The sequence below is a fragment of the Marinomonas sp. ATLA20 genome (assembly GCF_057180105.1).
The window spans coordinates 135,340-161,397 of record NZ_JBXUKU010000007.1 but is presented as its reverse complement, the minus strand read 5'-3'; the positions used below and the strand labels follow the sequence as shown (position 1 = coordinate 161,397).

Here is a 26,058-nt window from a genome sequence, read left to right as displayed (position 1 = left end):
TTGGTTAAACAATGATGATTTGTGTAGGGCTTATAATGCCTTGCAATGGCACATCCCAACCTTCAATAGGTAGGCTTTTTACTTCTTGGCAGTCATGCGCTAAACCTATTAATAATGGTTTTTCATCGGCTCTTTTGTTGGCAAAGGTTCTGTCGTAAAAGCCGCCCCCCATTCCAAGCCGTCCGCCTTTTGAATCGAATCCAACTAAAGGTAATAAGACGATATCCAGCTCATTACCAGATAGGTACTCTTTAGTCATAGGTTCTTTGATACCAAAAACGTTTTCTTGCCAGACCGTTTCTTCGCTATAGCGTGCAAATGTTAGTTGTTTGCCTTGTACGACAGGAAGATAAGTTTCGATTTGCTGTTGCCAGAAATGTTCACAAAGTAGATGAGGAGATATCTCACCATCATTGCTTAAATACAAAGCAACGCGTTTAGGTGGCTGAATAGTTAGTTGTTCAAGCATTTTAGCGTAACGACTTACTAGCGAGTTAGCCGCGTTTAATTGCTCATCAGTAGAAAGGTTTCTTCTACTTTGACGTAGCTGGCGACGAAGGGTTTGTCGAGGATCGAGATGTGAAGTCATAAAAGAGTTTCCCAAGTTGCCGTTTCGGCTATTGGCCTTGAACCCAGTGGTTCAAGGTGGAGAGAGCTGTGATTCTTTAGGCTTTCCGACGCACGGACATGCACACCAAACCAGCAGGCTCTTTCCGGGGTATTACTCATAGGCTCAAGGGCGTTAAGCCGCTTCGAACAACCCAGGAAACGAAGTCCAGTATAGAGTAACTCACCATAGAAATCACTCAATAGCACAAAACGTTTTCTGCATTGTATGAAGAAAATTCGTGTTCTACGCTTGCAATCAAAAAAGTAGATCAAGAAATAAACCATGGATGTTTATTCGTTAACCAACTTTGTTTCATGCGTTAAAGCAGCATCAAGCTGTGATGTCAGTTCTCGCAACTGCTGCTCGTTAGAACGGGCGTATTTTCGGTTATTAAGCATATCGTGAGTAATATTCAATGCCGCAAGTACGGCTATTTTTTCAAGGCCGACTATTTTGCCGCTGGCTTTGATTTCGCGCATTTGATTGTTTAAATACTCGGCAGCTTCTTTCAAATCTGCTTCATGCCCTTTAGGGCAATTTATCTTATAATTTTGTCCCAGTATGGCGACTGAAACGGTTGGCTTATCCATATTGACTCCATTTGATAGCAAGGCCCACAAAAAATGGTCTGTTTTTCCATCATTGGGTAGCGAATGGCATTTTATGCTGCGACTAAATTCGTTACAATTCCGAATCACATTTATCCACACTGTTTATAGCAAATTGACGCCAATATGGAAATAAACCCGATACTTTCAAAGATAAAAGACCTTTCAGCTCGTGCTTTAACCCTTCGGGGGTATCTTTGACTACGAGTCAAAGAAAGAACGCTTAGAGGAAGTTAACCGTGAACTGGAAGATCCAGCTATTTGGAACGATCCAGAATACGCCCAAAAACTCGGTAAAGAGCGTGCAGCGCTTGAAGCCGTTGTTGAAACCCTAGACAGCATGGAATCTGGTCTTAATGATTCCAAAGAACTGTTAGATATCGCCGTAGAAGAAAACGACGAAGATTCTGTAGAAGCGGTTGAACTTGAACTAGAAGAGTTAGAAGCTCTGTTAGGCAAGTTAGAATTCCGCCGCATGTTTTCCAAAGAAATGGACGAAAACAGTGCTTTCTTGGATATTCAGTCAGGCTCTGGCGGTACAGAAGCTCAAGATTGGGCCAACATTCTATTGCGCATGTATTTGCGTTGGGGTGAAGACAAAGGCTTTAAAGTTGAGTTGATGGAAGTATCCGCGGGCGATGTTGCTGGGATTAAATCCGCGACTATTCGTTTTGAAGGCGAGTATGCGTTTGGTTGGCTGCGTACAGAAACCGGTGTACACCGTTTGGTTCGTAAGTCGCCTTTTGATTCAGGTAACCGTCGTCATACATCGTTTGCGTCTGTCTTCGTTTCTCCTGAGATCGACGACAACGTTGATATTGAAATCAATCCGGCAGACATCCGTACAGATACTTACCGTTCATCTGGTGCCGGTGGTCAGCACGTAAACACCACTGACTCTGCGGTACGTATTACCCACGTTCCTACGGGTATCGTGGTGCAATGTCAAAACCAGCGTTCTCAACATGCTAACCGTGACTTTGCCATGAAACAACTTCGTGCCAAATTGTACGAATTTGAAATGATGAAACGGACTGAAGCGGCGCAAGCGGTTGAAGACAGCAAATCTGATATCGGTTGGGGCAGTCAGATTCGCTCTTATGTATTGGATGCGTCACGTATTAAGGATTTGCGTACAGGAGTGGAAACTTCCAATACTGGTGCTGTGTTAGATGGCAATTTAGACCAGTTTATCATTGCAAGTTTAAAACAGGGCCTATAAAGCGCCGTTTCTTATTTAGAACACTTAAAAAGAGTAGATAGCAAAATCATGGCTAACGAAAATAACACAGAATCCGCAGTACAATCTGACGACAACCGCTTAGTAGCAGAACGTCGCGGTAAATTAGCGGCTATTCGCGCTGAGCGTAATGCTTACCCAAATACGTTTCGTCCAAATGCTTACGCAGCGGATCTTCAAGCGGAATTCGGCGAACTAGAAAAAGCCGAGCTAGAAGAAAAAGACCACAAGGTTAGTATTGCTGGTCGTATCGTGCGTAACCGTGGCGCTTTCATGTTGTTACAAGACATGACAGGTCAAATCCAAGCTTATGTAAACCGTAAAGCCTTAAGCCCAGAGCTATTGGCTGATCAAAAAACGTGGGATTTGGGCGATATTATTGGTATTTCAGGTCCAGTTCACAAATCTGGAAAAGGCGACTTGTACATTGATATGCAAGAAGCGCAATTGCTAACCAAATCTCTACGTCCATTACCAGACAAGCACCACGGTTTGTCTGATATGGAAATGCGTTACCGTCAGCGTTATGTTGATTTGATCGTAAACGAAGAGTCTCGCGAGACTTTCCAAATGCGTTCAAAAATCATCTCTACGATTCGTCGCTTCTTAGAAGATCGTCGTTTCATGGAAGTTGAAACGCCAATGCTACAAACCATTCCTGGTGGTGCGTCAGCGCGTCCATTTGTTACGCATCATAATGCGATGGACATGAGTATGTACTTGCGTATCGCGCCTGAGCTTTACTTGAAGCGTTTGGTTGTCGGTGGTTTTGAGCGTGTATTCGAGATTAACCGTAACTTCCGTAACGAAGGTACATCGACTCGTCACAATCCAGAATTCACCATGATCGAATTCTACCAAGCGTACGCAGACTACAAAGATCTAATGGATCTAACAGAAGCTATGTTGCGTGAAGTGGCTGAGAAAGTTTTGGGCACAACGACAGTCACTTACCAAGGTTCTGAATATGACTTTGGTGCGCCGTTTGTTCGCATGAGCATGTTGGATTCGATTTTACACTACAATCCAGAATTGACAGCGGCAGATCTAGAAACGCTAGAAGGCGCGACAGCTGTTGCGAAGAAACTAAAAATCGACGTGAAACCAATTTGGGGCCTGGGTAAGCTTTGGACAGAAATCTTCGAAGAAACCGCAGAGCATAAATTGGATCAACCGACTTTCATTACGGAATACCCAGCGGAAGTATCGCCACTGGCGCGTCGTAATGATGACAATGATTTCATTACCGACCGTTTTGAATTCTTCGTGGGTGGTCGTGAAATCGCTAACGGTTTCTCGGAGCTTAACGATCCAGAAGACCAAGCAGAGCGTTTCATGCGTCAAGTTGCAGAAAAAGACGCGGGTGATGATGAAGCCATGCATTACGATGCAGACTATATCAATGCACTGGAATACGGTCTACCACCAACCGCTGGTGAAGGTATCGGTATCGACCGTTTGGTGATGTTGTTTACTGATGCACCATCTATCCGTGATGTATTGTTGTTCCCACATATGAAGCCTCAGGACTGATCCCAGGCCGGATAGTCACTGATACTTAGTAATGTATTTATAAGGCCTCAATTGAGGCCTTATTTTGTTTCCATACTCTATTTTTGATGACGTACAACGGAGCATTCCATGAGTCGTTTTTGGACAGATAAAATTGCTTCTCTTGACCCTTATGTGCCAGGCGAACAACCGCAAGATAAAAAGTACATCAAGCTAAACACCAACGAAAGTCCATACTCTCCGTCGCCTAAGGCGCTAGAAGTAATGGCGTTGGAAGTCAGTGAGCGTTTACGTCTTTATCCAGACCCAAACTGTGTAACCCTGAAAAACGCCTTAGCAAAAAGTTACCAGCTAAATGCGAATCAAGTGTTTGTTGGCAACGGCTCGGACGAAGTATTGGCGTTGGCTTTCATGGGGTATTTTGCTGGTGGTAAACCATTGGCTTTCGCTGACATCACTTATAGCTTTTATAAAGTGTACGCTGGTTTATACAGCATCGAACCAAAACTGATCCCGCTTAACGATGATTTCGACATCGTCCCTGCAGATTATGAAAACCTAGATGTGTCAGGTGTGGTTATTACCAATCCTAACGCACCGACGGGTAAAGCCTTACCTTTGGCTGATATTGAGAAAATTCTAAAAGCGAATCCAGATGTGGTTGTGCTAGTAGACGAGGCTTATGTGGACTTTGGCGCACAAAGTGCCGCGTCTTTGATTAACCAATATCCAAATCTGTTGGTTGTGCAAACCTTGTCGAAATCACGTGCCTTGGCAGGGATTCGTGTGGGTTATGCATTGGGTCACCCAGATTTGATTGAAGGTTTGGAGCGTTTGAAGAACTCTTTCAACTCCTATCCAATCGATCGCATTGCTTTAGCAGGTGCGACAGCAGCAGTGGAAGATGAAGCCTATCTAAAAGAGATTTGTGATAAAACCATCGCCACGCGCGAGCAGTCTGTTAAAGATCTGCAAGCGTTAGGGTTCAACATCATTCCATCAGCAACTAACTTTGTTTTCGCAACACACCCAGACAAAGACGCTGAGCAAATTTACTTGGCTCTAAAAGAGCAGGGGATTCTTGTTCGTTTCTTTGGTAGCAACAAACCACGTATTGGCAACTATTTACGAATTACTATCGGAACGGATGAAGAAATGGCCGCCCTAACGGCAGCGTTGAAAACACTGTAATCGCGCACTTGTGTTTATTTTAATGGTTATGTTTTATAAAACCGCTTCTCAATGAGCGGTTTTTTTATGCTCTCATTTTTTGTTAAGCTGCATTATCAGGGAAGCGACAGAGAAGAGGGTTATGGGAATATTTGAAACGCTTGATGGCTTGAAAATTTCATACGAAAAGTTTGATCATGAGCCTGTTTATACGTGTGAAGAAGCCAACCGTATAAATTCTCATATATCTGGAGCAAAGACTAAAAATTTATTTTTACGGGACCGAAAAGGCAAGCGTCACTTTCTAGTCGTTGTTTTGGATGAGAAGCAAATTGATTTGAATTACTTATCTAGCATTCTTGATGTGAAGCAGTTGAGTTTCGCCTCTCCTCAACGACTAGAAAAGTATCTAGACACTGCGCCTGGCTCTGTTTCTATTTTAGGTGTGGTGAATGACCCTGAGGGCTTAGTGGAAGTTATTATTGATCAAGATGTATGGCAATCCGAGACGTTACAGTGTCACCCCTTGGTGAATACCTCTACTTTGGTTATGAAACTTAGCGACATAGCGATATTATTTGAACACTTAGGCAGGACAAGTAAGGTTATTCAGCTTTAAATATTTAAGGAGCCATTAATGCTTGAACCTGTAATACAAGAGGAAGCCACTGGTTGCGGCATTGCTACTGTGGCGAATATTCTGGGTAAAACCTATGGACAGATGAAAGCCTCAGCCAATGCAATGGGGATTTATGCGGACGATAAATCTCTTTGGTCGGACACTCAATATGTAAGACAAATGTTATCTGCTGCTGGCGTGAAAACATCGACAGAAGAGATTTCGTTTTCATCATGGAATGATTTGCCGGATTTGGCCTTGCTTGCCATTAAGCATCATCAAGAAGCAGGTAAAGACTTCTGGCATTGGGTGGTGTTTAAGCGAGTTGATGGTAAAGCTTTTGTGCTAGATTCCGCCAGTTACTTACCTGTGAATATTCGAACTGACTTCGAGGCTATGCAGCCAAAATGGTTTATTGAGGTTATGATTTCTTGAATTGGGTTTGATCAAAAATAGTGTAATACTGACACTCTACGAAGTGGGTACCTAATCGATGCGAGTCTTATGAATCAATCTTTATTATCGGAACAGCACACGACGGAATCCTTGGCGAATTTGCTTATTCGAGTGGCAAAAGAAGATCGTTCTGCCTTCTCTGAACTGTATGAAGCAACTTATCGGAAACTTTTTGGCATTGTTTATCGTATCTTGAAGAATCAGGCGGTATCCGAAGAAGTGCTGCAAGAGGTTTATCTTAAAATATGGGATAAAGCATCAAGCTTTGATGCGAGCCTTGCATCACCGATTACTTGGATGGCGACGATTGCACGTAATCGTACCATTGATGAAGTACGAAAAAATCAATTACCAGACAGTGATGCTGATGTGGATTTTGATTTAATCGTAGATGACTCTATGACGCCAGATGATTCTTTTAGCAAGAGTCGAGATTTACTAAAGCTTGAAGCGTGTTTAGATGGCCTCGAATCGCCTCGTGCACAAATGATAAAAGCGGCATACCTTGATGGTTGTTCCCGTCAGGAGCTTGCTGAGCGTTTCGAACAGCCTTTAGGCACTATTAAAACTTGGCTTCATCGCAGCATTAAACAGTTGCAAGGTTGTATGAACTTATGAATAACGACGAAGAAACATCCATTCAGACATTGGCGGCAGAGTATGTGCTTGGTACTTTGGACAAAGACGAGCGTGACGCGGTAGAAGCACGCCGTGTGAGTGAACCTTTGCTTGAACAAGCCATTCTAAGCTGGCAAGCGCACTTTTCTGGGTTGAACGACTATGTGCAGGATGCAGAGCCAAGAAAAGGCTTGTTTGATGAGGTTTTGGCTAAACTCGACCAACGAACGGATAAAAAATCTGTGAGCAGTAGTTCACTAAACTCAGCCGCCTCTGCTGTTGTTATTGAAATGGAAGCGATGCGGGCGAAGCTGAAACGTTGGCGATTTGGTGCGTTTGGCGCGTCGGCTATTGCGGCTTGTCTTGCCATCTTTATGGTGGTTAAGCCACCTGTTGCGCCAGTCGTTCAGGCTAACGCACCTTTTGTTGCGGTGTTTCAAGCAGACGATAAACAACCTGCTTTTATCATGTCGCTGGATATTGATACTCGCCAGCTTACTGTTCGCCCTGTAAGCGCACAAGGGCAGGCAGAGGGGAAAACCTATCAGTTGTGGATTAAAGCGGATGAAATTGGCCCCGCGCCGCGTTCTTTAGGTTTGTTGGCCAATGTTGCTAATCCTATTCAAAAGCAAATCAATTATGATCCAGCGGTGATTCGCCACGCAACGTTTGGCATAAGTGTTGAACCTGCTGGTGGTTCGCCAACGGGAGTACCAACAGGACCAGCCATTCACGGCAGGCTATATCCAACGTCTTTGTGATTTAGGAATCGCGGTACGCAAAGTCGACCTAAAAAACAGCCCTAGCAGCTAGCTAGGGCTCATTAGTAATCAGTATTGCCTTTTTTGAGCAAAGTTTTGTCGTCAAGCGGCGTCAAAACTTGGGCTTAATACTTCTGCAATCGCATCATTTGAAAGACAGGCGATTACTTGGTTGTCACTGTCTAGCACTGGCAACAAATGATGGTCCGTTAATAGGGCGATTGGTAACACAGTTTGTAAGTAGTCTTTTTCTTTCACACAGGCTTGATGCAAAAGTGGTGAATCGATGCGGCCTGCTTGGTAAGCTGCTAGACGATTTTTACTGACCACTCCTTGCAGCTGATTGTTTTTGATCCAAACTAGGGTGTCATGCTTTTTGAACGCATCGCTTAAGCCTTCTGCAAAATCGCAATCGATGATTTTGTTCTTACTTCGATCCATAATATGCCTAACTTTCAAGGCTTTGGCTCGGTTTACGTCTTTGGCAAAATCTCTTACATAATTATCGACTGGATTTAGAATGATGTCTTCAGGTGTGCCGACTTGAATCATTTCACCATCTTTTAGTACGGCAATACGATCCCCTAAACGTAATGCTTCATCTAGATCATGGGTGATGAAAATGATGGTTTTCTGTAATTTGCCTTGTAACCCGATTAACTGAGTTTGCATTTCATAGCGGATCAGCGGATCAAGCGCAGAAAAAGCTTCGTCCATTAAGAGTATTTCAGCGTCCGTGCACAGGGCACGAGCTAATCCAACCCGCTGTTGCTGACCTCCAGATAATTGAGAAGGGTATTGATCCTCATAACCTTCTAAACCTACGACTTCAAGCCATTCTTTGGCTTTGGCTTTCCAAATATTAGGCTTTTCCCCTTGAACAGATAAGCCGTACCCCACATTGTCGAGGACACAGCGGTGAGGCATTAAGCCAAAATGTTGAAATACCATAGACATCTTATGGCGACGGAATTCTATTAACTCTTTTGGACTTAAAGTTAGTATGTCTTCGCCTTCCACTTTTATCTTACCAGCTGTTGGGTCTATTAAGCGGTTAAAATGGCGGATTAAAGTGGATTTGCCAGACCCAGACAGTCCCATAATGACAAAGATTTCACCGCGATTAACCGATAAATTAATGTCACGCAAACCAACGGTGTGGCCTGTTTTGGCGAGCACATCGCTTTTGCTCATACCGTCATTCACCTTTGGTAGTACCTTTGTAGGGTGGTTGCCAAAGATTTGAGTGAGAGACTCAATCTCAATAATGGGCGTTGCGTTATTGTCCATTCTGGCCGCCTCCAAGGTGTTTTTGTGTGCGCTTTGCATAACTCTGAGAGACGCGGTCAAACATGATAGCGAGGGCGACAATCGCCAATCCATTCAGTAGGCCTAGCGTGAAATATTGATTGGTGATGGATTTCAAAACGGGTTGTCCAAGTCCTTTTACACCAATCATGGAAGCGATAACGACCATGGCGAGTGCCATCATGATAGTTTGGTTGATGCCAGCCATAATCGTTGGCATAGCGAGTGGTAGTTGAACGCCAAATAAACGTTGTGTTGGCGTTGCACCGTATGCCGTTGCGGCCTCCAAGGTTTCATGCGGCACTAGGCGTATGCCCAAATTGGTTAAACGAATGACGGGGGGAATGGCGTAGATTACTACGGCGATTACCCCCGGGATTTTACCAATGCCCAATAGCATCACTACAGGAATCAAATATACAAAGGCAGGCATGGTCTGCATTATGTCTAAAAAGGGTGTGATGATGGATTGCGCTCGATTTGAACGTGCCATCATGATTCCCACGGGAATGCCTAGGACGATGGCTAAGAAAGTACAAACGGTAATAATACTGAGAGTTCGCATCGTATTATCCCACATACCAAAATAACCAATGGCTAACAAAGAAACGGAGACGCCAACACAAAGTTTCCAAGAGCGACTCATGAAATAGACTAAACCAGCTAAAACCCCCAACACTAACAACCAAGGTGTATCTAGCAGCAAGTTTTCAAACCACACTAGGAAACTCAGTAGAGGATCGAAGAAAGCTTCGATTTGGTCTCCATAAGCACGTGAAAAATCACGATACGCGCCATCCAGTGTTTTTCGTATTCCCAGAAGTTCTCTGCGGCTCATATCGGGAAATTCAGTAAGCCAAGATTGATCTGCCATAGTGTATTCTTTCGGTTATATCAGGTAGGAAAAGTCATGAGCATGGCAGACACCATGCTCATGATATGAATGTTATACGGCATACTTATAGGTTATCTAATGCGGCTATAAGTTTATTTTTTACCTCTGTGCTGACCCACTTAGACCAGACCTCCTCATGTTCAAACATAAAGTTTTCTGCTGCATATTGTCCATCCGCTTGGTTTTCTTCAATCCAGGCAAGCAAACCATTCATTTGCTCGTTGGTGAAAGAGCGTTTGCCTAAATAGTCATAAGCTTCTGGTGATGTATCAGCAAATTCGTCTGTGGTAACGGTATAGACTGGAGAAGGTGGGTACATAGACACAGTTGGCTCTAAACAGTCTGCTAGCGCAATACAGTTTATGAATTCCTCTTTTTTCACCCCTGAGCCAAAGTCGACTTTAACCATTTTGTACTTTCCTAGCACAGCAGTTGGTGCCCAGTAGTAGCCAAACCATGGTGCTTTACGTTCATAAGCTTTGGCGATGGAACCGGCTAAACCTGCGCCAGAACCTGGGTCGATCAATTCAAACCCTGCTTCCTTCAGTTTTAGGGCTCGGAATAAATTAGAACTGGAAATCTGGCAGCCCCAACCTGCAGGGCAGCCGTAGAAGCCTGATGCGCTGTCATCTTCAGTGTGTGGAAATTCTTTTGCGTGTTTAATTACCCCTTCGATTGTGGCAAGTTCAGGGTTTTCTTTAACCATGTAAGCAGGAACCCAGAAGCCTTCTTCACCGCCGTCAGATAGAGATTTGCCTGCCAGTTTTAAGCGACCCTCATCAACACCTTGATTCAATAAGTCATTGAAAGAGTTGGTCCAGAGTTCCGGCGCTATGTCTGGTTGTCCTTTTTCAATCATTGATGTACCAGTTGGCATTGTGTCGCCCGGTACTAATTCTGCGTCACAACCAAAACCATTGGCTAGAATGAATTTATCGATGTTGGCAATCAGTGAAGCTGAACTCCAATTCATGTCTGCAATAGTCACTTTTCCGCACTCATGATGAGCCGCGAATGCCCCTGAAGCGCCTAGGGTCAGGGCGACAGAAAGTAGCAGTTTACTTTTCATAATAGTGTCCTTTAGTGATGATTTTTATCAAAGAATTTTTAATATTTTTATAGGAGGTTGACTATTAACTTACATCTCTAATTATTGTATTTCAAATATTTAGCCGCTTTAGTTGTGATTGTATGCGTCTAATATGCTTGATTTAGTTGCTTTTTAGCTGAAAAAGATACCCTGAGTATTTGAGAGGGTTGTGTCTAAATTAGAGGTGTAAATTGTTTTGTTTGCCGGAGTTTATTAGCGTTTAACTCTTCTCATAATTTGAAGGATTTGTACTTCTCATGTGTGGTGGGCTGGCATTTATTTTCAAGTGTTAAAAAAATCTAAGAAAACACTAATTGGCTGAAACCTTTTTCAATTGTGCTCGTAGCTATCAGTGTAAAAGGAAAATACTACTCAATAAGACACTATTTAGGAGTTTATTATGAAAAATACATTTTCACGTATAACACTTGGCTTAGGTATTTTGACAATGACTGGTGCTGCTTTAGCAGGTGGAATGAGCGGCAATCTTTCGGTAAAAGGCAGTGATCAAGATGTATCTGGTGGTACAGTAAGTGCAGATGTCGTTACCGCTGATAGTAATGGCTGGTTAGTTGTTCATCGTACAGATAAGGCGATGAAACCCGGTCCTGTCGTGGCCTATGCACCACTTAGAAAAGGTATGAATCATGATGTATCAGCGATTTTAACTGAGCCTGTTAAATCAGGTGAAATGTTGATGCTGATGTTACATGGTGAGGCTGGTGGCATGAAAACCGGTATTTTTGAATACACCTTAGGTGCGAAAGAAGATGGCCCTATCAAGGTGAACGGCAAGCTAGTGATGGACGTAATCACAGCAAAATAATGTCGAAGATTATTGATTCACAAGGGGGAGGTGTATTTTCATCTCCCCCTTTCTTATGCGTTTTCAATAAGGCGTTTATCCCAGTAGGGATGCGAACGGCCAAAAAAGTCTGCCATAAAATCAAGAAAATACACCACTTTTGAAGACTTTAGTCTGTTGCCTGGATAGAGAGCATAAATGCTTTGTAGGGTGTCTTTCTCTGATCCTTCCCAGTTCTCTAGCAAGGCAACCAATTCTCCTGATGCCAAGTACTTAAATACTAACCAGCGTGGAAATAAAATAATTCCTTGGCCAGCTAAGGCAGCTTGCACCAGAATGTCTGCATTGTTGCTGCATAGGTTGCCAGTGACTTCAATGTACTCAAATGCGGTCTTGCCTTCCTGTTGGAAGAACCAGCTACGACGTCCGTTATTGCCTTTATAAACCAAGCAGTTTAAATCGAGCAGTTGCTTTGGATGAGTTAGGGTGTCGATTTTTTCTTTTATGCTTTCAAGGTAACTTGGTGCTGCGCACAGTACGAATTGTTCGTCGGCAATGGCTTGGTAATTCAAACTAGAGTCTTCAAAACCACCAATTCTAATAACAATATCAGAGCCATTCGCGACAGGATCCACATAGGCATCGGTTAGCATCAATTCAACATTAATGTCTGGATAGCGCTGCTGAAACTGACCGATTAATTGAGATAAGTGTAATCGGCCAAATGAAACTGGCGCATTAATGTTTAGATTGCCCTGTGGAGTGAGAAGCGAGCCTTTAGCATGCTCTGTGGCTAAATCTAGGCTAGTTAATGCTTCTCTTACTTCCGCAAAATAATAATCGCCCACTTCGGTAAGTTTCACCGCACGGGTATGCCTATAAAAAAGACGCTGGCCAAGCTCCTCTTCCAAGGCTGAGATGTATCGAGAAATGGAAGAGGGTGGTAAATCCAGCTCGCGTGCTGCTGCGACAAAGCTACCTGTCTTAGCAACGGAAAGAAAAACTCTGAGTGGTTTAATGCTCATAATGCAATTATCACTTGTTATCTGTGTTATTGATTTAATTTAAGCATCAATGAACAATGCTCGCAACGAAAACGAGTGGAATAAAAGCTATGCAAATAATTGTTTATCTCTTGGTGTTGGCAGCGGGCATGGGATTGTCTATTGAGGCTGGACTGTTAGGGCCATTAGGCGAATTAGTTGGGCATTTTTCAGCCACCTTAGCGATTTTTATGATTGGGTCGATATTGTTGTCATTGATTATGGTGTTCTTTGCTAAGCCTAATTTACCTGAGTTGTTTAAACAGCCTAAATGGTTATTAACCGGCGGCGTCTTAGGGCCTGTTTATGTTGTTTTTCTCACCATAGCAACACCGATTATTGGTGTGGGTATGACGATGACCAGTGTTTTATTAGGACAAATCGGTATGAGTCTGGTGATTGATCATTATGGTTTGTTGGGCAGTGAAAAACGCGGGATTGATCCGTATCGAATTTTGGCTGTGGTGATGATTGTCGCCGCCCTTTGGCTTTTGAGTTAGGAGAAAATAGTATGACCGTAATTATCGCCGTGTTTATGTTGATATTGGGTGGTGTGGCCCTGTCTGTTCAGTCTTCCATTAATGGCCGTCTTGGCAATACGGTTGGCGTAATTGCCAGTGCTTGGCTGACTTTTGTGATTGGTTTCGCTATCTCCTTCTTGCTGTTTTTCTTTTTTGAACCAAACCATGACGTTACCCTTTTTAGCGCGCCAAAGTGGCAACTTATGGGGGCGCTTTTTGGTGTGATGTACATGTTAATTGTGGTGTTTGCGGTGCCTAAAATCGGTATCGCAGCAGCGACAGTATGTACGATTTCAGGTCAATTGATTATGAGTCTGGTCATCGACCATTTTGGCTGGTTGGAAAATAATATTATTCCATTAGATAGCAGCAGATACATTGCGATTTTGTTGTTAATTGGCGCGATCATAATGATCTATTTGAGTAACAAGCGCAGTTTAAAAGCCGCTTAATCATTCATCCTGTCACCTTTAGTGGCCTAGCCGATCTATAATCAATAGATTGGCTAGGCTATTTTTGTCTTTACTAGTTCATCACGAGAAGCCTTCTCAATTGAGCTGTCTCAATAAAAGTCTCCGAACTGCGTTCTGTATTTTGCATTTAGCTTGTAAACTGGCATTTTTGGCGAAACACTGCCGACTATAAAGTCAGTAATTACGGAGTAGAAATGGATATTCAGAAAGTTGATATAGCTGATTTGGAACTTGTTAAGCACTTTATTGGCCAAGTATCTGCTGTGGATGTGTTGCCTAATTTTAATGATCAAGGTAAGGCTGAGTACAAAGCGCGTGTTTTGCCAGATATCGTAACAACGTTTGATATAGAACGTTTTCAGACTCTTAAAGCCGTTTGTGCAGGAGAAATTGTTGGTTTTGGTGCGTTACGCGATGGCAATTATCTTACTCATTTATTTGTGTCCAAGTCTGTGCAAGGGCAAGGGGTAGGTAAACGATTACTTAGTGCTTTATTAGATACGACAGACACTAAAGAAATCAGTCTGCGTTCGTCAGTGAATGCGGTTGGCTTTTATGAATCTTATGGGTTTGAAGTAACAGGGAGCGAGGCCGATTTTAATGGTATTCGCTTTGTTCCTATGTGTTTAGAGCGTTGATCAGATTATTAGAAGGAATACTCTTTTGCCTGAGTTAAAAACACTAGGTCTTTTTATGGTAACTGCACTGGCAGAGATTGTTGGATGCTATTTGCCTTACCTTTGGTTGCGTGAAGGCAAAACAATCTGGTTGTTAGTGCCTGCCGCATTAAGCTTGGCGGTATTTGCTTGGTTGTTAACGCTGCACCCGACAGCATCAGGCAGAGTCTATGCGGCTTATGGCGGTGTTTATATCTTCATGGCCGTTTTATGGTTGTGGGTAGTTGACGGTATTCGTCCAACGACGTGGGATATGCTTGGTTCTGCGGTGGCGCTATTAGGAATGGCAATTATTATGTTTGCACCACGGTCAGCATAACGACAGACCGTGGCTTAGATTCAGCCTTGGAAGCCTTCTATAGCGAATTTAGCTTTTTTTCGATACTTTGCAAAATCCCTTCTGCGTCCAATCCTACGCGTCTTAGCATAGATGCATGGCTAGCATGTTCTTCGTATTGATCTGGTAAACCAAGGTGAAGCGTTGGAATGTTTATGTTGTTAGCAAGTAGGAATTCACTTACTGCTGAACCTGCCCCGCCCATGATGGCATTCTCTTCAACGGTTACGATAAGTTTTGCCTCGCGATTAGCAAGTAACGCTTCTTCATCGATCGGTTTAACAAAGCGCATATCGAGCAAGGTCGCGTCTAATTTATCTGCGGCTTGTAGAGCATCGTAAGTAGGGCGACCAAAACCGCAAATGACAACACCAGATTGACCTGCTCTTAGTGTACGAGATTGGCCAATGGCAAGTGTGCTCAATGTTGATTCAATATCAATACCTTGGCCAGTTCCGCGAGGATAACGCACGGCAGCTGGGCCTTTATGTTCGTAACCAGTTTGTAGCATCTTACGGCATTCGTCTTCATCAGAAGGCGCCATAACAACCATATTTGGGATACAACGAAGGTAACTTAAATCGTAAACGCCAGCATGAGTTGGACCGTCTTCACCGACTAATCCTGCTCGGTCAATGGCGAATAAAACATCAAGATTTTGCAAAGCGACATCGTGGATAAGCTGGTCGTAAGCGCGTTGTAGAAAAGTTGAGTAAATCGCAACAACAGGTTTAACGCCATCACAGGCCATGCCAGCGGCTAATGTCACTGCGTGTTGCTCTGCGATGGCAACATCAAAGTATCTTGCTGGGAAGCGATCAGCAAACTCAATGAGATCGGAGCCTTCTTTCATAGCTGGGGTGATAGCGACCAATTTGTCGTCTTGTTCGGCGGCATCACATACCCATTTCCCAAACACATTGCAGTATTTTGGTAATTTGCTTTTCTCTACGTTTGGTTTCGGATCAGGCTCGATCTTATTGATAGCGTGATAGCCGATAGGGTCGCCTTCAGCAGGCTCAAAACCTTTGCCTTTTTTTGTTATGACATGGAGGAATTGAGGGCCTTTTCGGTCTTTTAGATTAGCGATCGTTGTTAATAAATGGTCCATATCGTGACCATCAATCGGCCCGATATAGTTAAAACCAAGTTCTTCAAACATCATGCCTGGCGATACCATGCCTTTCATGTGTTCTTCGGCTTTTCGAGCCAGCTCTAATGCGGAAGGCAAACCTGAAAAAACTTTTCTGCCACCTTCGCGAATGTGGTCATAAGTTTTACTGGCCCAAATACGAGCAAAATAGCTAGACAGTGCGCCAACCGGCTTCGAAATAGACATCTCGTTGTCATTTAGAATGACCAGCATATCGGCTTTCACATCACCCGCATGATTAAGTGCTTCGAACGCCATACCAGCAGACATGGCACCATCACCAATGATTGCCACCGCTTTGCGGCCTGTTTTTAATTGACGTGCAGCAAGTGACATACCCAATGCGGCACCAATCGATGTGCTTGAGTGACCAACACCAAAGGTATCGTATTCACTTTCATCGCGTTTTGGAAAACCGGATATACCGTTTTCTTGGCGAATATTAAGTAACGCGTCGCGACGCCCCGTCAGAATTTTGTGTGGGTAGGCTTGATGCCCTACATCCCAAACAATACGATCTTCTGGTGTGTTGTATAAATAGTGAAGGGCAACGGTTAGTTCTACGACGCCAAGACCAGCGCCAAAGTGACCGCCAGTTTGTCCGACGCTGTACAGCATGAACTCTCGTAACTCGCGGACAAGAGAAGGCAATTGCTCTTTTTTAAAGGCACGCAAGTCAGCAGGTGAGTTGACTTGATCAAGTAGCGGCGTGTCAGGTCGCGCAGTAGGTATCTCTTCGAACATCGGCACAGGTTTGGTCACATTTTAATTAATCTAAAAAAGCGGGTAAGTATATCAGTGGTTACGACCAATAATATAGTTCGCAAGCTCAACTAAAGGCTGGGCTGCGTCACCAAATGGTGAAATAGCGGTAATGGCTTGCTCATGTAAACTCTGCGCAAGCGCTTGAGCGCCTTCTAAACCAAGCAGTTTTGGGTATGTTGGTTTATTTGCGTCTTCATCAGAGAATTGCGTTTTACCCAACGTCGTTGTATCGCTGGTGATATCGATAATATCGTCTTGAACTTGAAATGCTAAGCCAATCGCTGCAGCATAAGCATCTAGAGCAGCGAAATCGGCTTCGCTCTTTGCTCCAGTACTGATTGCGCCCATGCGAATACTGGCTCGAATCAATGCGCCCGTTTTATGCTGGTGCATTTGTTCTAGCGCTTTAACATCAATATTTTTTCCTACATTAGCTAAGTCGATCATTTGTCCCGTGACCATGCCATGGCGTCCAGAAGCATGCACAAGCTCTTGGATCAATTGTATTTGATGTTTTGTGTTCTGGTGTTTTGAGTCACTCAGTAATTCAAAGGCAAAGGTCTGCAATGCGTCACCAGCAAGTATGGCTGTCGCTTCATCGAATTCAATATGACAAGTGGGTTTGCCACGGCGAAGTTCGTCGTTATCCATTGCTGGAAGGTCATCATGTATCAAAGAATAGGCATGGATAGATTCAATTGCTGCGGCGCTAGCGTCAGTCAGTTCATTAGACGGCCCAAACAAAGATGCGGTAGCATAGGTCAGCATAGGGCGAACGCGTTTGCCACCATTAAACAGGCTGTATGCCATGGCTCTTTGTAAATCAGAGGCTGGTTTGTATTGACCTAAGTTTTTTGTAAGGTAATCATCAACTCTACGGCGAGCGTATTGAGAAAAATCGTCTAAAGTCACGAATTTAGTTCCGGATCAAAAGTTTCTAGGTGCTCACCATCTTGTTTTTCCAAGAGTATTTGAACTTTTTGCTCAGCTTGGGTGAGAACTGATTGGCATTCTTGGCTCAGTTTAACACCTTTTTCAAAGGCTTTTAGCGCCTCTTCAAGAGAAAGTTGGTTTGACTCCAGCTGAGTGACGAGCGTGTCTAATTCACTGAGGTTCTCTTCAAAATGACGGACATTCGTTTTACGGGACATGATGATTACTCTTGTTTAAACCTACGTTTTGTAACAGAAAATGAGCTACTGTTCGAGGGAGTGTTAATGAAAATTACAAAAATCCTGTAAGAAGATGTCATTCTTCTTCTGTGTTTCGTATAGAATCATTTAATTGTACTGGTCGCATTATAGCTTTTTTGTTAGGAGACGTGTGTGGATATCGCAACGTTAATAGGCCTTATAGGGTCTTTTATAGTAATTATTTCCGCCATATTTGTCGGTGGATCAGCAGGGATGTTTGTCAATATTCCATCGATTTTGATTGTGTTAATCGGTTCTGTCTTTGTTGTGTTGATGCAATACCCATTAAGTCAGTTTCTTAGTGCTGGTAAGGTCGCTGCAAAAGCCTTCATGTTTAAGACCATTCCATTGGACACTTTGATCGATGAAATCTATGGCCTAGCAGATGAAGCGCGTAAAGGTGGTTTACTTTCATTAGAGGGTAAAGAGGTTAGTCACCCGTTTTTATCAAAAGGTATTCAGATGTTGGTGGATGGCCATGATAGTACGGTGGTGAAGAACCAATTATCTAAAGATATGAATCAGGCATACGCTCGACATACGGCCGGTGCAAAGATTTTTAAAGCCTTCGGTGATGTCGGTCCGGCCATGGGGATGATCGGCACATTGGTTGGTCTAGTACAGATGTTGGCAAATATGTCTGATCCGAAAGCAATCGGACCTGCGATGGCAGTTGCTCTTTTAACAACTTTGTATGGTGCTATGATGGCTAACATGGTTTTCTTGCCTATGCAAGTGAAGTTGAACGTCCGCGCAGATGAAGAGTTGATATGTCAAAAATTGATTTTAGATGCTTTGCTTGCCATTCAGTCTGGTCAGAACCCTCGTATTTTGGATGGTGCTCTTAAGTCTTATATGGCTGAAAACAAGCGATTAGAGCGTGAATAAAATGTTAGATGTAAGCGGAATTTAAGAATGAGTGATGAAGATGAGTCAGAATGCCCTGAATGCGTAGAGGGTTTACCTGCTTACATGGGAACCTTTGCGGATCTCATGTCTTTGTTGATGTGTTTCTTTGTGTTGCTGTTGTCATTTTCAGAAATGGATGTAATAAAATTCAAGCGGTTGGCTGGCTCTATGCAAGAAGCATTTGGTGTGCAACGTGAGGTTCGAGCTGACTCCATTCCTATGGGCACATCTGTAATCGCACAAGAATTTAGCCCAGGTCGCCCAGAGCCAACACCTATTAATGAAGTGAAACAAAAAGTAGACAGTACGCCTGAAAATACGCTCGAGGTTATTTGTAAGCCTGGCGACGCGGAATTAAAAGAGCAGAGCAATTCGGGTTTGCCTTCATCTGTAACTTTTGTTAATAAATCAAATGCCGATCTTGAAAAAGAGAAGAAAATTCAAGAAACAGAAGGCGACGCGCAGATGGTTGCCTCGGTTATGCGTGAAGAAATTTCCAAGGGTACGGTGGAGATTGAAACGCAAGAAGAAACCATAACAATTCGGATCAAAGATCAGGGCTCGTTTGAGTCTGGCTCTGCTGAATTAAATTATGACTTTATTCCTGTTATTGATTTGATTCGTGATGTTCTTGTCGATATTCAAGGCACTATTTCGGTTGAGGGTCATACCGATAACGTGCCAATAGGAAGTGGTCGATTCCGTTCTAATTGGCAGTTATCATCAGCTCGGGCTATTTCTGTTGCTGAAGAGCTGTTTTCAACTGGGCAGCTTAATCAGGGCCGATTCGCTGTTACGGGTTATGCTGATACGCGTCCTTTGGTGCCTAATGATACAGCGGCTCATCGTGCAACCAACCGACGTGTTGAGATTGTCATTAAGCAAAATGACACATCTCGACCTAAAATGCGTAACACAATAGATGAAATACCGTCGGACGGCGTTATTGAGTTTGACAGAGATATGGTTGATGAGCTGAAGCCAAACGAAATATTTTAATCGGCTGGTATTATCATATGAAGGAGCTTCGGCTCCTTTTTTATGCTCTGTAGTCGACCATATTGATTTTTAATGCTGAGATTTAAGTGAATTTTTGCTATGGTTTGCGCAGACAAAATTGATGAGGTAGATCAATGCGAGTAGCAGTTATTGGCGCATCAGGGCGCATGGGAAAAAATTTAATCACCGCGATCCATGATGCTAAAGATGTATCTTTGGGTGCCGCGATTTTGAAACCTGGTAGTAGCCTAATTGGTGCGGACGCCGGTGAAATTGCTGGTGTTGGAAAACTGGGGGTTGCCGCAGTTGCATCATTGGCAGATTGTGTGGATGACTTCGATGTACTGATTGACTTCACAACACCGACGCTAACGTTAGAAAATGCTGCTTTTTGTGCCAAACATCAAAAAGCTATAGTGGTTGGGACAACCGGCTTGAGCGATGCTGAAAAAGCTAAGTTAAATGAGGCGGCTCATAAATCACCCGTTGTTTTTGCTCCGAATATGAGTGTAGGTGTGAATTTGACCTTGAAATTGCTTGCTACTGCTGCACAGATTTTGGGTGATGATTATGATGTGGAAATTGTAGAAGCGCATCATCGCCATAAAGTCGATTCACCTTCTGGGACAGCATTGAGAATGGGTGAAGTGGTCGCTGAAGCGCTAGGTCGTGACTTAAAAGAATGTGCAGTGTATGGCCGTGAAGGACAAACCGGCGCGCGTACTCAAAAAGAAATCGGCTTTGAAACTATTCGTGCTGGTGATGTAGTGGGCGAACACAGTGTGTGGTTTGCGACAGAAGGTGAGCGTATTGAGATTGTTCATAAAGCTAGTAGTCGTATGACTTTCGCTAAAGGCGCTGTTCGCGCAGCAAGCTGGCTGGAAGGTAAATCTGCTGGTATGTATGATATGCAGGATGTGCTTAACCTGAAGTGATTAGTTATCCACTAGATAAAAAATGGCCGCTAACTTGCGGCCATTTTTTTATTTTATATCTTAAACTGATGTATCGGGAGAGTTGATATCCAGTAAAGGCGCAGCGTCTAAGTTTTCTGCGTCCATCATCATTGCGATGCGCTGCAAAGAGGCAAGAACTTGAGTTTGCTCCCAGCCTTCTAGAGAGTCAAACTCGGCAATAAACTTCTCGTGTAACAAGGGGGGCGTGGTTTTTAACGTTTCTACGCCTATTTGTGTTAAGCGAGCGTTAACGACACGCTTGTCTTTTTGTCCTCGAACTCGTTCAACGTATTTTCGATCTTCTAAACGGTTCAGTATCGTTGTGACCGTCGCTTGGCTTAGGGACACACTGTCAGAAATTTTTCGTACAGTAACATCGCCTAGAGCTTCAATAGAACGAAGCACCATTATTTGTGGAATCGTTAGTCCGCAGGCTTTTACAACGCGCTTTGATTGTAGATCCGTAGCACGGATAATGCGTCTAAGGTGGACAAGGACATCATGTAAGTGTTGTGGTGAGTCAGGCATAGCAATTAATATATCCAAAAAAATTTTACGGATTATATGTTTTTGTTTTGATGTGTAAAAGCTTAGTTTGATAAATATTACAACTCAAAGTATAGGCGTGTTTTTTATTTTTGCCAATTTGCCAAAATCGCCATCAGAAAAACACACCTAACTTAGCGTCCCTTTAATTTATCGAACGCCGCAATAGCGGCTAATCTTGCAGGTTTATAATCAATGATTGCTTCTGGGTAATGGCACTGTTTTCTTTGTTCAGGCTTAGGGTCATGAATGGATTTAGCGTCTAATTTTGCGAGTTCAGGCACAAAGCGACGGATAAAACTACCGTCTTTATCATAGGTTTGTGATTGTCTGGTCGGGTTAAAAACTCGAAAGTAGGGTGCGGCATCGCAGCCTGTCGACGCACTCCATTGCCAGCCGCCATTATTGGCAGCGAATTCACCATCGATCAATTTACTCATGAAATAGGCTTCGCCTCTGCGCCAATCAGCAAACATGAGTTTGGTGAAGAAGCTGGCCGCCACCATTCTTAATCGGTTATGCATCCAGCCTGTTTGATTGAGCTGGCGCATGGCAGCATCGACAATAGGGAAGCCTGTTTTACCTTCGCACCATGCTTGAAATTCTTTTTCGTTGTGTCGCCAAACCAACGCATCTGTCTCTGGTTTAAACGGACGGTTTTTGCAAAGAAAAGGAAAGTGCGCCATGAGCTGGCGGTAGAAATCTCGCCATGCCAGTTCTTTTAGCCAAATGCTGTCTTGCCAGCGCCTTTCTTCCTGACCGCAAGTGTAAAAAATCGCTTCCAAACACTGTCTTGGACCTAGTGCACCCAGTGCAAGGTACGGGGATAGCGTGCTGGTGGCAGGCTCAATTGGGTAGTCTCTACTTTCTTGATAATGGCGTTCTTTATGATGACAAAACTGCCAGAGTTTTTGTTTGGCAATGTCGTGATCAGCTGGCCATAAATCCTCTCTAAATGGCTTTTCCCATGTAAGATTTAAACTTGGTTCTGGCAAGGCTTCAGCCTGTGGATCTGGTGCTGGCAATGGTGTTATATCTTGCTGAGCAAGCATGGTGACCCAGCGATTGAAAAACGGTGTAAAAACTTTAAATGGCGTGCCTTGCTGACTAAGTACATCTTGCGGAACAATGATATCTGTCGCCTGAACATGAGCACTAACCTGGTGTTGCTGTAATTTTTCGCATACGGCTTGATCGCGTTGTTGCTCGTGAATAGGTAGATCGCGGTTAAACCAAATATGTTTGATACTATTATTAATGCAATATTCAGTAATGGTATCTGGAAGCTGCCCAAACGTTTCGGCATGCAGAATATGCATTGGAATACCAAGAGTTGCGAGTGTGTTCGCTAGATTTTTGATGAGTCCAGCACGAAGCCCTGTCTTAGCATCCGATTCGTTATGGGTTGCCCATTGTGTTGGTGTGGGAGTAACAACAACCGCAATGCCTTCTTTAGCGGATTTTGCTTCTAAAGAGGCATAATAAAGTGCTGGATTGTCTACGCAGCGAAGGTCGTTTCGCAACCAAACCAAATGTGTGATCTTCATTTTATTGCGTTACCTTAAACCGTGTTACGAATGCCAAGAGGCGATGGATAGGGGATGAAATAGCTTTGCTCATTGATGTACTCACTGCCGTAATGTTTTAAGTAGTGATGCAGTAAGGTGACAGGCGTGGCAAGATTGACTTCACCGCGACGATATTGCTCAACCACATCTAAAATATCCTTTCGAACCGATACATCCACGGCGTGTTTTAAATAACCCACAAGGTGCATGAGCACGTTACAGTGATTTTTACGCTCTGCTGGTTTTGAGAGGGTTGTCATTAAAATTTCAAAATAAGCCGCTTTCAATTCATCAAAAGGTCTTGGATCGTTGCCAGAAAGCATGCGTCCAAGCTGGCGGTAAATGGGTTGAGAATGAGCCATAACCATATATTTATAACGGCTATGAAAAGCAATAAGGTCCTTCATTCTAGATTCTTCGCCCATGCTGTGACGAAAATCATGATGAGTAAAAACACGTAATAAAAAGTTTTCTCTTAGTGCTGGATCATTTAAACGACCATCTTCTTCCACTGGTAATAGTGGATAGCGCTGCTGAAGGGCTTTGGTAAAAAGTCCTGCGCTTCGTTGCATGTGTGGATGACCATTTTCTTGATAAACCTTGATGCGCTCCATGCCGCAGCTTGGCGATTTCTTCATCAAAATATAACCATCTAAATGGGATAAGTTTTCTAGATACTTGTTAGACGCTGCCATGAAGACATCGGATACGTCTTCTTCGGCGTTCTTGCTGAAAACCATTCTTGGATCTTCTGGATTGCCTTCTAGGCGCAGTGTTGGACGAGGCGTGCCAAACCCTGCAGCGACTTCAGGGCAGAATTTTTGATAATCAAAATAGTGGCTGAGTACTTTATCGCAATAATCAGAATGGCTGTGTCCGCCGTTAAATCTAACATTTTCACCCAATAAGCATGAACTAATACCAACAGGGATTTTATGTTTTAGCTGATCTGGTGATGGTTGAGAATGTGGCATAGATGAGTCCTCCATTGGACAACGTCATTGTTCTATTCTGAATCTTTCATATGATTAACAAGTGATAGGGCGCTGAGTAAAGCGCCTTCAGCGTCGCCCTGACACAGCCAGTCACCCGCTAGGCCCACATTGTGTTCAGGAGACCAAACGAAGCATTTGTTGCCCTTGTTTTCAGTAAAGCGACTGAGGAACCAACGATGTGGTTCACCATGTTTTAAAACCCTGTGTTCGGTGATTTCGGCAAACGCTTGTAACAGCGTTTGGGTGATCCATTCTTTATCTGAATCAAGATTTTGCTTTGTCCAGTTAGGCTCTGTTTGAATAACCCAACGGTCGACTTTTTCGTTGTGACGCATGGGTTTGTAGTTGTCTTTTATCATGCGTTTGATTAAAGAGTTTTTTGGTTCAATCAAAGCGTTTAAGTCGCACTGTTCTGTTTCTAACCACATGGCCCACTGAGATAGATAAGAAGCGCTCGCCTGATTTGCCCTCAGTAGCAGTACAGCCAAATTATCGTGTGAAGCCAGTATTGATGCAGCTTGAGGTGCTGGCGCTGCGACGATGATTTTTTTGGCAATGACAACAGGTTGGTATTTATCGTCTCTTAATAACCAACTTGATTGATCATCGCCTTGCTGTGAGATCTGATCCAAATGATGAATGCGAGTGCTCGTAATGAATTTAGCGTTTTGAATCCAATGGCGAGTGATAGCGCTCATTTTGGGCACACCTACAAAGGCTTGTGAGCCCATATTACTAAGCTGTTTCCATGGCGCGACAATATGCTCTTCCATAAGCTGTGCAAAGAGTGCGAGGGTATCTGGATGCTTAGCAACAACGTAAGGCGTACCGAGGTCGCAGCTGATGTCACCATCTAATCTTTTGCTGCTAGCTCTGCCGCCACTACCGCGGCTTTTGTCTATTATGCAAACGCTTTGTCCTGACTGGGAGAGTAAATGCGCACACAAGCTTCCCGCCAGACCAGCGCCAATAATGGCGATATCAAAGGTTGGAGTGTGGACTTGACTGGCGGTTAATGTATTCATCTTATTTTTCCCAGTGTTCATGCTGCTTTTCTTATACAATATATAAAACCGTACAAGAAAATCAACTATCTTATACAAAAAAATATTTGTATAGTTTTTGCTGTGATCTTTGGTGGTTATAAAAGTTTAGGTCACAATCGTTTTATTGCCTTAGATGAATGATGATTTTTGGAAAAATGTATGAATCAGTCAAACAAAAATGCGGAAATAAAAAAACAACAAGACCAAGAATCTTTAGATGAGTTGGTACTATTGGATAGTCCTGCCTATTTCCCTATTCGAGAGTTATCTCTGAAAACTGGCGTGAACTCAGTCACATTACGAGCTTGGGAGCGCCGTTATGGCTTGTTAAAGCCCAAGCGTACTGGCAAAGGTCATCGATTGTATGATCAAAGTGATGTGCAACTTGTAGAAAGTATAGTGCGTTGGATACAACAAGGGGTTGCAGTCAGTAAAGTTCGAGCTTTGCTGGAGAAAGGGGCGACGCTAGATGGCGTAGTGCCATCGAATGAATGGCTAGAGTGGCAAGCATCCTTGGTGAGAGCATCTGAGACTTTTCAAGAGGACAAAATTGAACAGATGTATCAGCAAATTTTTTCACAATATCCTGCTGATATTGCTATACGAGATTGGTTATTACCCAGTTTTGAGCAAATGGGGAGAGGTGCTGTCTTAGCATTCTGTGAGTCTGTTGTACTATCTTGTTTAATGGCTCGTGTGAGTACGTTTAAAGTACAAAAAAGGAATGCGCCTAAGGTGTTGATTACTGGGTTAACTTCCCAGCGTAGCTTGTGGTGTTATATGGCAGCGACCATTTTCTTAGACAAAGGTATGTTGTGCAGTGTCATCCCGAATGTACAGCAAAGTAGTGACTGGTCAACTCTTATTGAGGGGGTTCAGGCTGATTCTGTGTTGGTTTTTTGTGAGAATGAACTTGCTAATAAAGCAATAGAATTAGTTAATCAAATGCAGCAATGGCAAAGGCCCGTTGGTGTGATTGGTGCTAGTTTTTGGTTGGCGGTTCATGAGTCTAATATGACGAGCCTCAATCAGGTCAAAGTGTATTCTGAGCCATTCGAAGGGGTGATGAATTTTATGGATAGGTTGACTGATTGATAAAGTAAAAAGCTATTAGATGCATATCTATAATATATTTTTCTTATGGCAAGGTCTGGCTTACTCTTCTGTTATCAAATAAAACAAAGA

Annotated in this window: 29 protein-coding genes and 1 other RNA gene; 16 read left to right on the top strand and 14 right to left on the bottom strand. The window is 43.3% G+C overall.

From position 1 onward, the window contains the following. Nucleotides 1-4: 4 nt before the first annotated feature. From AC2A4J_RS13540 to AC2A4J_RS13530, 3 genes are all read right to left on the bottom strand, one after another. Nucleotides 5-589, bottom strand: a complete 585-nt coding sequence (locus tag AC2A4J_RS13540) for a 5-formyltetrahydrofolate cyclo-ligase (RefSeq protein ID WP_484176403.1) — start codon at nucleotides 587-589, stop codon at nucleotides 5-7. 4 nt (nucleotides 590-593) lie between these two features. Further along, nucleotides 594-771, bottom strand: a non-coding RNA gene (gene ssrS, locus AC2A4J_RS13535) — 6S RNA. 129 nt (nucleotides 772-900) lie between these two features. Next, a complete protein-coding gene (locus AC2A4J_RS13530) occupies nucleotides 901-1,200 on the bottom strand; it encodes a cell division protein ZapA (protein WP_421849301.1) in 300 nt (99 codons plus the stop codon). Between the two features lie 144 nt (nucleotides 1,201-1,344). On the opposite strand from AC2A4J_RS13530, the gene prfB reads away from it, so the two are divergent. The 7 genes from prfB to AC2A4J_RS13495 all read left to right on the top strand — a co-directional run bounded on the left by prfB (nucleotide 1,345) and on the right by AC2A4J_RS13495 (nucleotide 7,594). Next, nucleotides 1,345-2,440 (top strand): peptide chain release factor 2 gene (prfB, locus tag AC2A4J_RS13525; RefSeq protein ID WP_255828189.1). Its coding sequence is split into 2 segments (ribosomal slippage): nucleotides 1,345-1,416 and nucleotides 1,418-2,440, totalling 1,095 coding nucleotides; the frame shifts between segments, so codons are not numbered across the junction. Nucleotides 2,441-2,488: 48 nt separating this feature from the next. Further along, nucleotides 2,489-3,991 (top strand): lysine--tRNA ligase, encoded by a 1,503-nt coding sequence (lysS, locus tag AC2A4J_RS13520; protein ID WP_484176402.1) that lies wholly within the window; start codon nucleotides 2,489-2,491, stop codon nucleotides 3,989-3,991. Between the two features lie 108 nt (nucleotides 3,992-4,099). After that, nucleotides 4,100-5,161, top strand: a complete 1,062-nt coding sequence (hisC, locus tag AC2A4J_RS13515; RefSeq protein ID WP_484176401.1) for a histidinol-phosphate transaminase — start codon at nucleotides 4,100-4,102, stop codon at nucleotides 5,159-5,161. A 121-nt stretch (nucleotides 5,162-5,282) separates the two neighbouring features. Then, a complete protein-coding gene (locus tag AC2A4J_RS13510) occupies nucleotides 5,283-5,759 on the top strand; it encodes a prolyl-tRNA synthetase associated domain-containing protein (RefSeq protein ID WP_484176400.1) in 477 nt (158 codons plus the stop codon). A gap of 18 nt (nucleotides 5,760-5,777) precedes the next feature. After that, nucleotides 5,778-6,194, top strand: coding sequence for a hypothetical protein (locus AC2A4J_RS13505; protein WP_484176399.1), 417 nt, complete (start codon nucleotides 5,778-5,780; stop codon nucleotides 6,192-6,194). Nucleotides 6,195-6,263: 69 nt separating this feature from the next. Further along, complete coding sequence (locus AC2A4J_RS13500) at nucleotides 6,264-6,833, top strand: sigma-70 family RNA polymerase sigma factor (protein ID WP_255828194.1); 570 nt, start codon at nucleotides 6,264-6,266, stop codon at nucleotides 6,831-6,833. After that, complete coding sequence (locus AC2A4J_RS13495; protein ID WP_484176398.1) at nucleotides 6,830-7,594, top strand: anti-sigma factor; 765 nt, start codon at nucleotides 6,830-6,832, stop codon at nucleotides 7,592-7,594. Before AC2A4J_RS13500 ends, AC2A4J_RS13495 begins: the two co-directional genes overlap by 4 nt. A gap of 102 nt (nucleotides 7,595-7,696) precedes the next feature. Here AC2A4J_RS13495 and AC2A4J_RS13490 read toward each other — a convergent pair whose 3' ends face one another. From AC2A4J_RS13490 to AC2A4J_RS13480, 3 genes are all read right to left on the bottom strand, one after another. Beyond that, the gene (locus tag AC2A4J_RS13490) at nucleotides 7,697-8,884 is read right to left on the bottom strand and encodes a quaternary amine ABC transporter ATP-binding protein (RefSeq protein ID WP_484176397.1); all 1,188 of its coding nucleotides are present in this window, start codon (nucleotides 8,882-8,884) and stop codon (nucleotides 7,697-7,699) included. Next, the gene (locus AC2A4J_RS13485; protein WP_255828198.1) at nucleotides 8,874-9,776 is read right to left on the bottom strand and encodes an ABC transporter permease; all 903 of its coding nucleotides are present in this window, start codon (nucleotides 9,774-9,776) and stop codon (nucleotides 8,874-8,876) included. Before AC2A4J_RS13485 ends, AC2A4J_RS13490 begins: the two co-directional genes overlap by 11 nt. Nucleotides 9,777-9,861: 85 nt before the next feature. Continuing rightward, the gene (locus AC2A4J_RS13480; RefSeq protein WP_484176396.1) at nucleotides 9,862-10,866 is read right to left on the bottom strand and encodes an ABC transporter substrate-binding protein; all 1,005 of its coding nucleotides are present in this window, start codon (nucleotides 10,864-10,866) and stop codon (nucleotides 9,862-9,864) included. A 421-nt stretch (nucleotides 10,867-11,287) separates the two neighbouring features. Between AC2A4J_RS13480 and AC2A4J_RS13475 the strand changes: the two genes are divergently transcribed. Then, complete coding sequence (locus tag AC2A4J_RS13475) at nucleotides 11,288-11,713, top strand: DUF7282 domain-containing protein (protein WP_255828202.1); 426 nt, start codon at nucleotides 11,288-11,290, stop codon at nucleotides 11,711-11,713. A gap of 53 nt (nucleotides 11,714-11,766) precedes the next feature. Here the strand turns inward: AC2A4J_RS13475 and AC2A4J_RS13470 are convergent, their stop codons facing one another. Continuing rightward, the gene (locus AC2A4J_RS13470) at nucleotides 11,767-12,717 is read right to left on the bottom strand and encodes a LysR family transcriptional regulator (RefSeq protein WP_484176395.1); all 951 of its coding nucleotides are present in this window, start codon (nucleotides 12,715-12,717) and stop codon (nucleotides 11,767-11,769) included. An 89-nt stretch (nucleotides 12,718-12,806) separates the two neighbouring features. Between AC2A4J_RS13470 and AC2A4J_RS13465 the strand changes: the two genes are divergently transcribed. The 4 genes from AC2A4J_RS13465 (at nucleotide 12,807) to AC2A4J_RS13450 (ending at nucleotide 14,725) form a co-directional block, all read left to right on the top strand. Next, nucleotides 12,807-13,235: a DMT family transporter gene (locus AC2A4J_RS13465; protein WP_484176394.1), complete on the top strand. Its 429-nt coding sequence runs from the start codon at nucleotides 12,807-12,809 to the stop codon at nucleotides 13,233-13,235. A gap of 11 nt (nucleotides 13,236-13,246) precedes the next feature. Beyond that, nucleotides 13,247-13,708, top strand: a complete 462-nt coding sequence (locus AC2A4J_RS13460) for a DMT family transporter (protein ID WP_484176393.1) — start codon at nucleotides 13,247-13,249, stop codon at nucleotides 13,706-13,708. A gap of 215 nt (nucleotides 13,709-13,923) precedes the next feature. After that, nucleotides 13,924-14,367 carry a GNAT family N-acetyltransferase gene (locus AC2A4J_RS13455; protein WP_484176392.1) on the top strand — a complete coding sequence of 148 codons (444 nt, stop codon included), beginning with the start codon at nucleotides 13,924-13,926 and terminating at the stop codon, nucleotides 14,365-14,367. A gap of 25 nt (nucleotides 14,368-14,392) precedes the next feature. Then, nucleotides 14,393-14,725, top strand: coding sequence for a YnfA family protein (locus AC2A4J_RS13450; RefSeq protein WP_484176391.1), 333 nt, complete (start codon nucleotides 14,393-14,395; stop codon nucleotides 14,723-14,725). A gap of 37 nt (nucleotides 14,726-14,762) precedes the next feature. On the opposite strand, the gene dxs is transcribed toward AC2A4J_RS13450, so the two are convergent. The 3 genes from dxs to AC2A4J_RS13435 are packed head-to-tail and all read right to left on the bottom strand — an operon-like array spanning nucleotide 14,763 to nucleotide 17,812. Next, nucleotides 14,763-16,640 carry a 1-deoxy-D-xylulose-5-phosphate synthase gene (gene dxs, locus AC2A4J_RS13445; protein WP_484176458.1) on the bottom strand — a complete coding sequence of 626 codons (1,878 nt, stop codon included), beginning with the start codon at nucleotides 16,638-16,640 and terminating at the stop codon, nucleotides 14,763-14,765. Between the two features lie 51 nt (nucleotides 16,641-16,691). Next, nucleotides 16,692-17,573, bottom strand: coding sequence for a (2E,6E)-farnesyl diphosphate synthase (ispA, locus tag AC2A4J_RS13440; protein WP_484176390.1), 882 nt, complete (start codon nucleotides 17,571-17,573; stop codon nucleotides 16,692-16,694). Further along, nucleotides 17,570-17,812 carry an exodeoxyribonuclease VII small subunit gene (locus AC2A4J_RS13435; protein WP_072839552.1) on the bottom strand — a complete coding sequence of 81 codons (243 nt, stop codon included), beginning with the start codon at nucleotides 17,810-17,812 and terminating at the stop codon, nucleotides 17,570-17,572. Before AC2A4J_RS13435 ends, ispA begins: the two co-directional genes overlap by 4 nt. Nucleotides 17,813-17,986: 174 nt before the next feature. Here AC2A4J_RS13435 and pomA point away from each other — a divergent pair, with 174 nt between their 5' ends. The 3 genes from pomA to dapB all read left to right on the top strand — a co-directional run bounded on the left by pomA (nucleotide 17,987) and on the right by dapB (nucleotide 20,697). After that, the gene (pomA, locus tag AC2A4J_RS13430; RefSeq protein WP_484176389.1) at nucleotides 17,987-18,742 is read left to right on the top strand and encodes a flagellar motor protein PomA; all 756 of its coding nucleotides are present in this window, start codon (nucleotides 17,987-17,989) and stop codon (nucleotides 18,740-18,742) included. A 27-nt stretch (nucleotides 18,743-18,769) separates the two neighbouring features. Further along, a complete protein-coding gene (locus AC2A4J_RS13425; RefSeq protein ID WP_484176388.1) occupies nucleotides 18,770-19,762 on the top strand; it encodes a flagellar motor protein MotB in 993 nt (330 codons plus the stop codon). 134 nt (nucleotides 19,763-19,896) lie between these two features. Continuing rightward, nucleotides 19,897-20,697, top strand: a complete 801-nt coding sequence (gene dapB / locus AC2A4J_RS13420; RefSeq protein WP_484176387.1) for a 4-hydroxy-tetrahydrodipicolinate reductase — start codon at nucleotides 19,897-19,899, stop codon at nucleotides 20,695-20,697. A gap of 60 nt (nucleotides 20,698-20,757) precedes the next feature. On the opposite strand, the gene AC2A4J_RS13415 is transcribed toward dapB, so the two are convergent. From AC2A4J_RS13415 to AC2A4J_RS13400, 4 genes are all read right to left on the bottom strand, one after another. After that, nucleotides 20,758-21,246, bottom strand: a complete 489-nt coding sequence (locus tag AC2A4J_RS13415) for a MarR family winged helix-turn-helix transcriptional regulator (RefSeq protein ID WP_484176386.1) — start codon at nucleotides 21,244-21,246, stop codon at nucleotides 20,758-20,760. A 152-nt stretch (nucleotides 21,247-21,398) separates the two neighbouring features. After that, complete coding sequence (gene phrB, locus AC2A4J_RS13410; protein WP_484176385.1) at nucleotides 21,399-22,811, bottom strand: deoxyribodipyrimidine photo-lyase; 1,413 nt, start codon at nucleotides 22,809-22,811, stop codon at nucleotides 21,399-21,401. Between the two features lie 14 nt (nucleotides 22,812-22,825). Further along, complete coding sequence (locus tag AC2A4J_RS13405; protein WP_484176384.1) at nucleotides 22,826-23,806, bottom strand: YbgA family protein; 981 nt, start codon at nucleotides 23,804-23,806, stop codon at nucleotides 22,826-22,828. A gap of 32 nt (nucleotides 23,807-23,838) precedes the next feature. After that, on the bottom strand, nucleotides 23,839-24,852 hold the full coding sequence (locus tag AC2A4J_RS13400) for an NAD(P)/FAD-dependent oxidoreductase (RefSeq protein ID WP_484176383.1): 1,014 nt from the start codon (nucleotides 24,850-24,852) through the stop codon (nucleotides 23,839-23,841). Nucleotides 24,853-25,032: 180 nt separating this feature from the next. Here AC2A4J_RS13400 and AC2A4J_RS13395 point away from each other — a divergent pair, with 180 nt between their 5' ends. Then, entirely contained in the window at nucleotides 25,033-25,968 is a 936-nt protein-coding gene (locus AC2A4J_RS13395) for a MerR family transcriptional regulator (RefSeq protein ID WP_484176382.1), read from the top strand. Nucleotides 25,969-26,058: the final 90 nt, after the last annotated feature.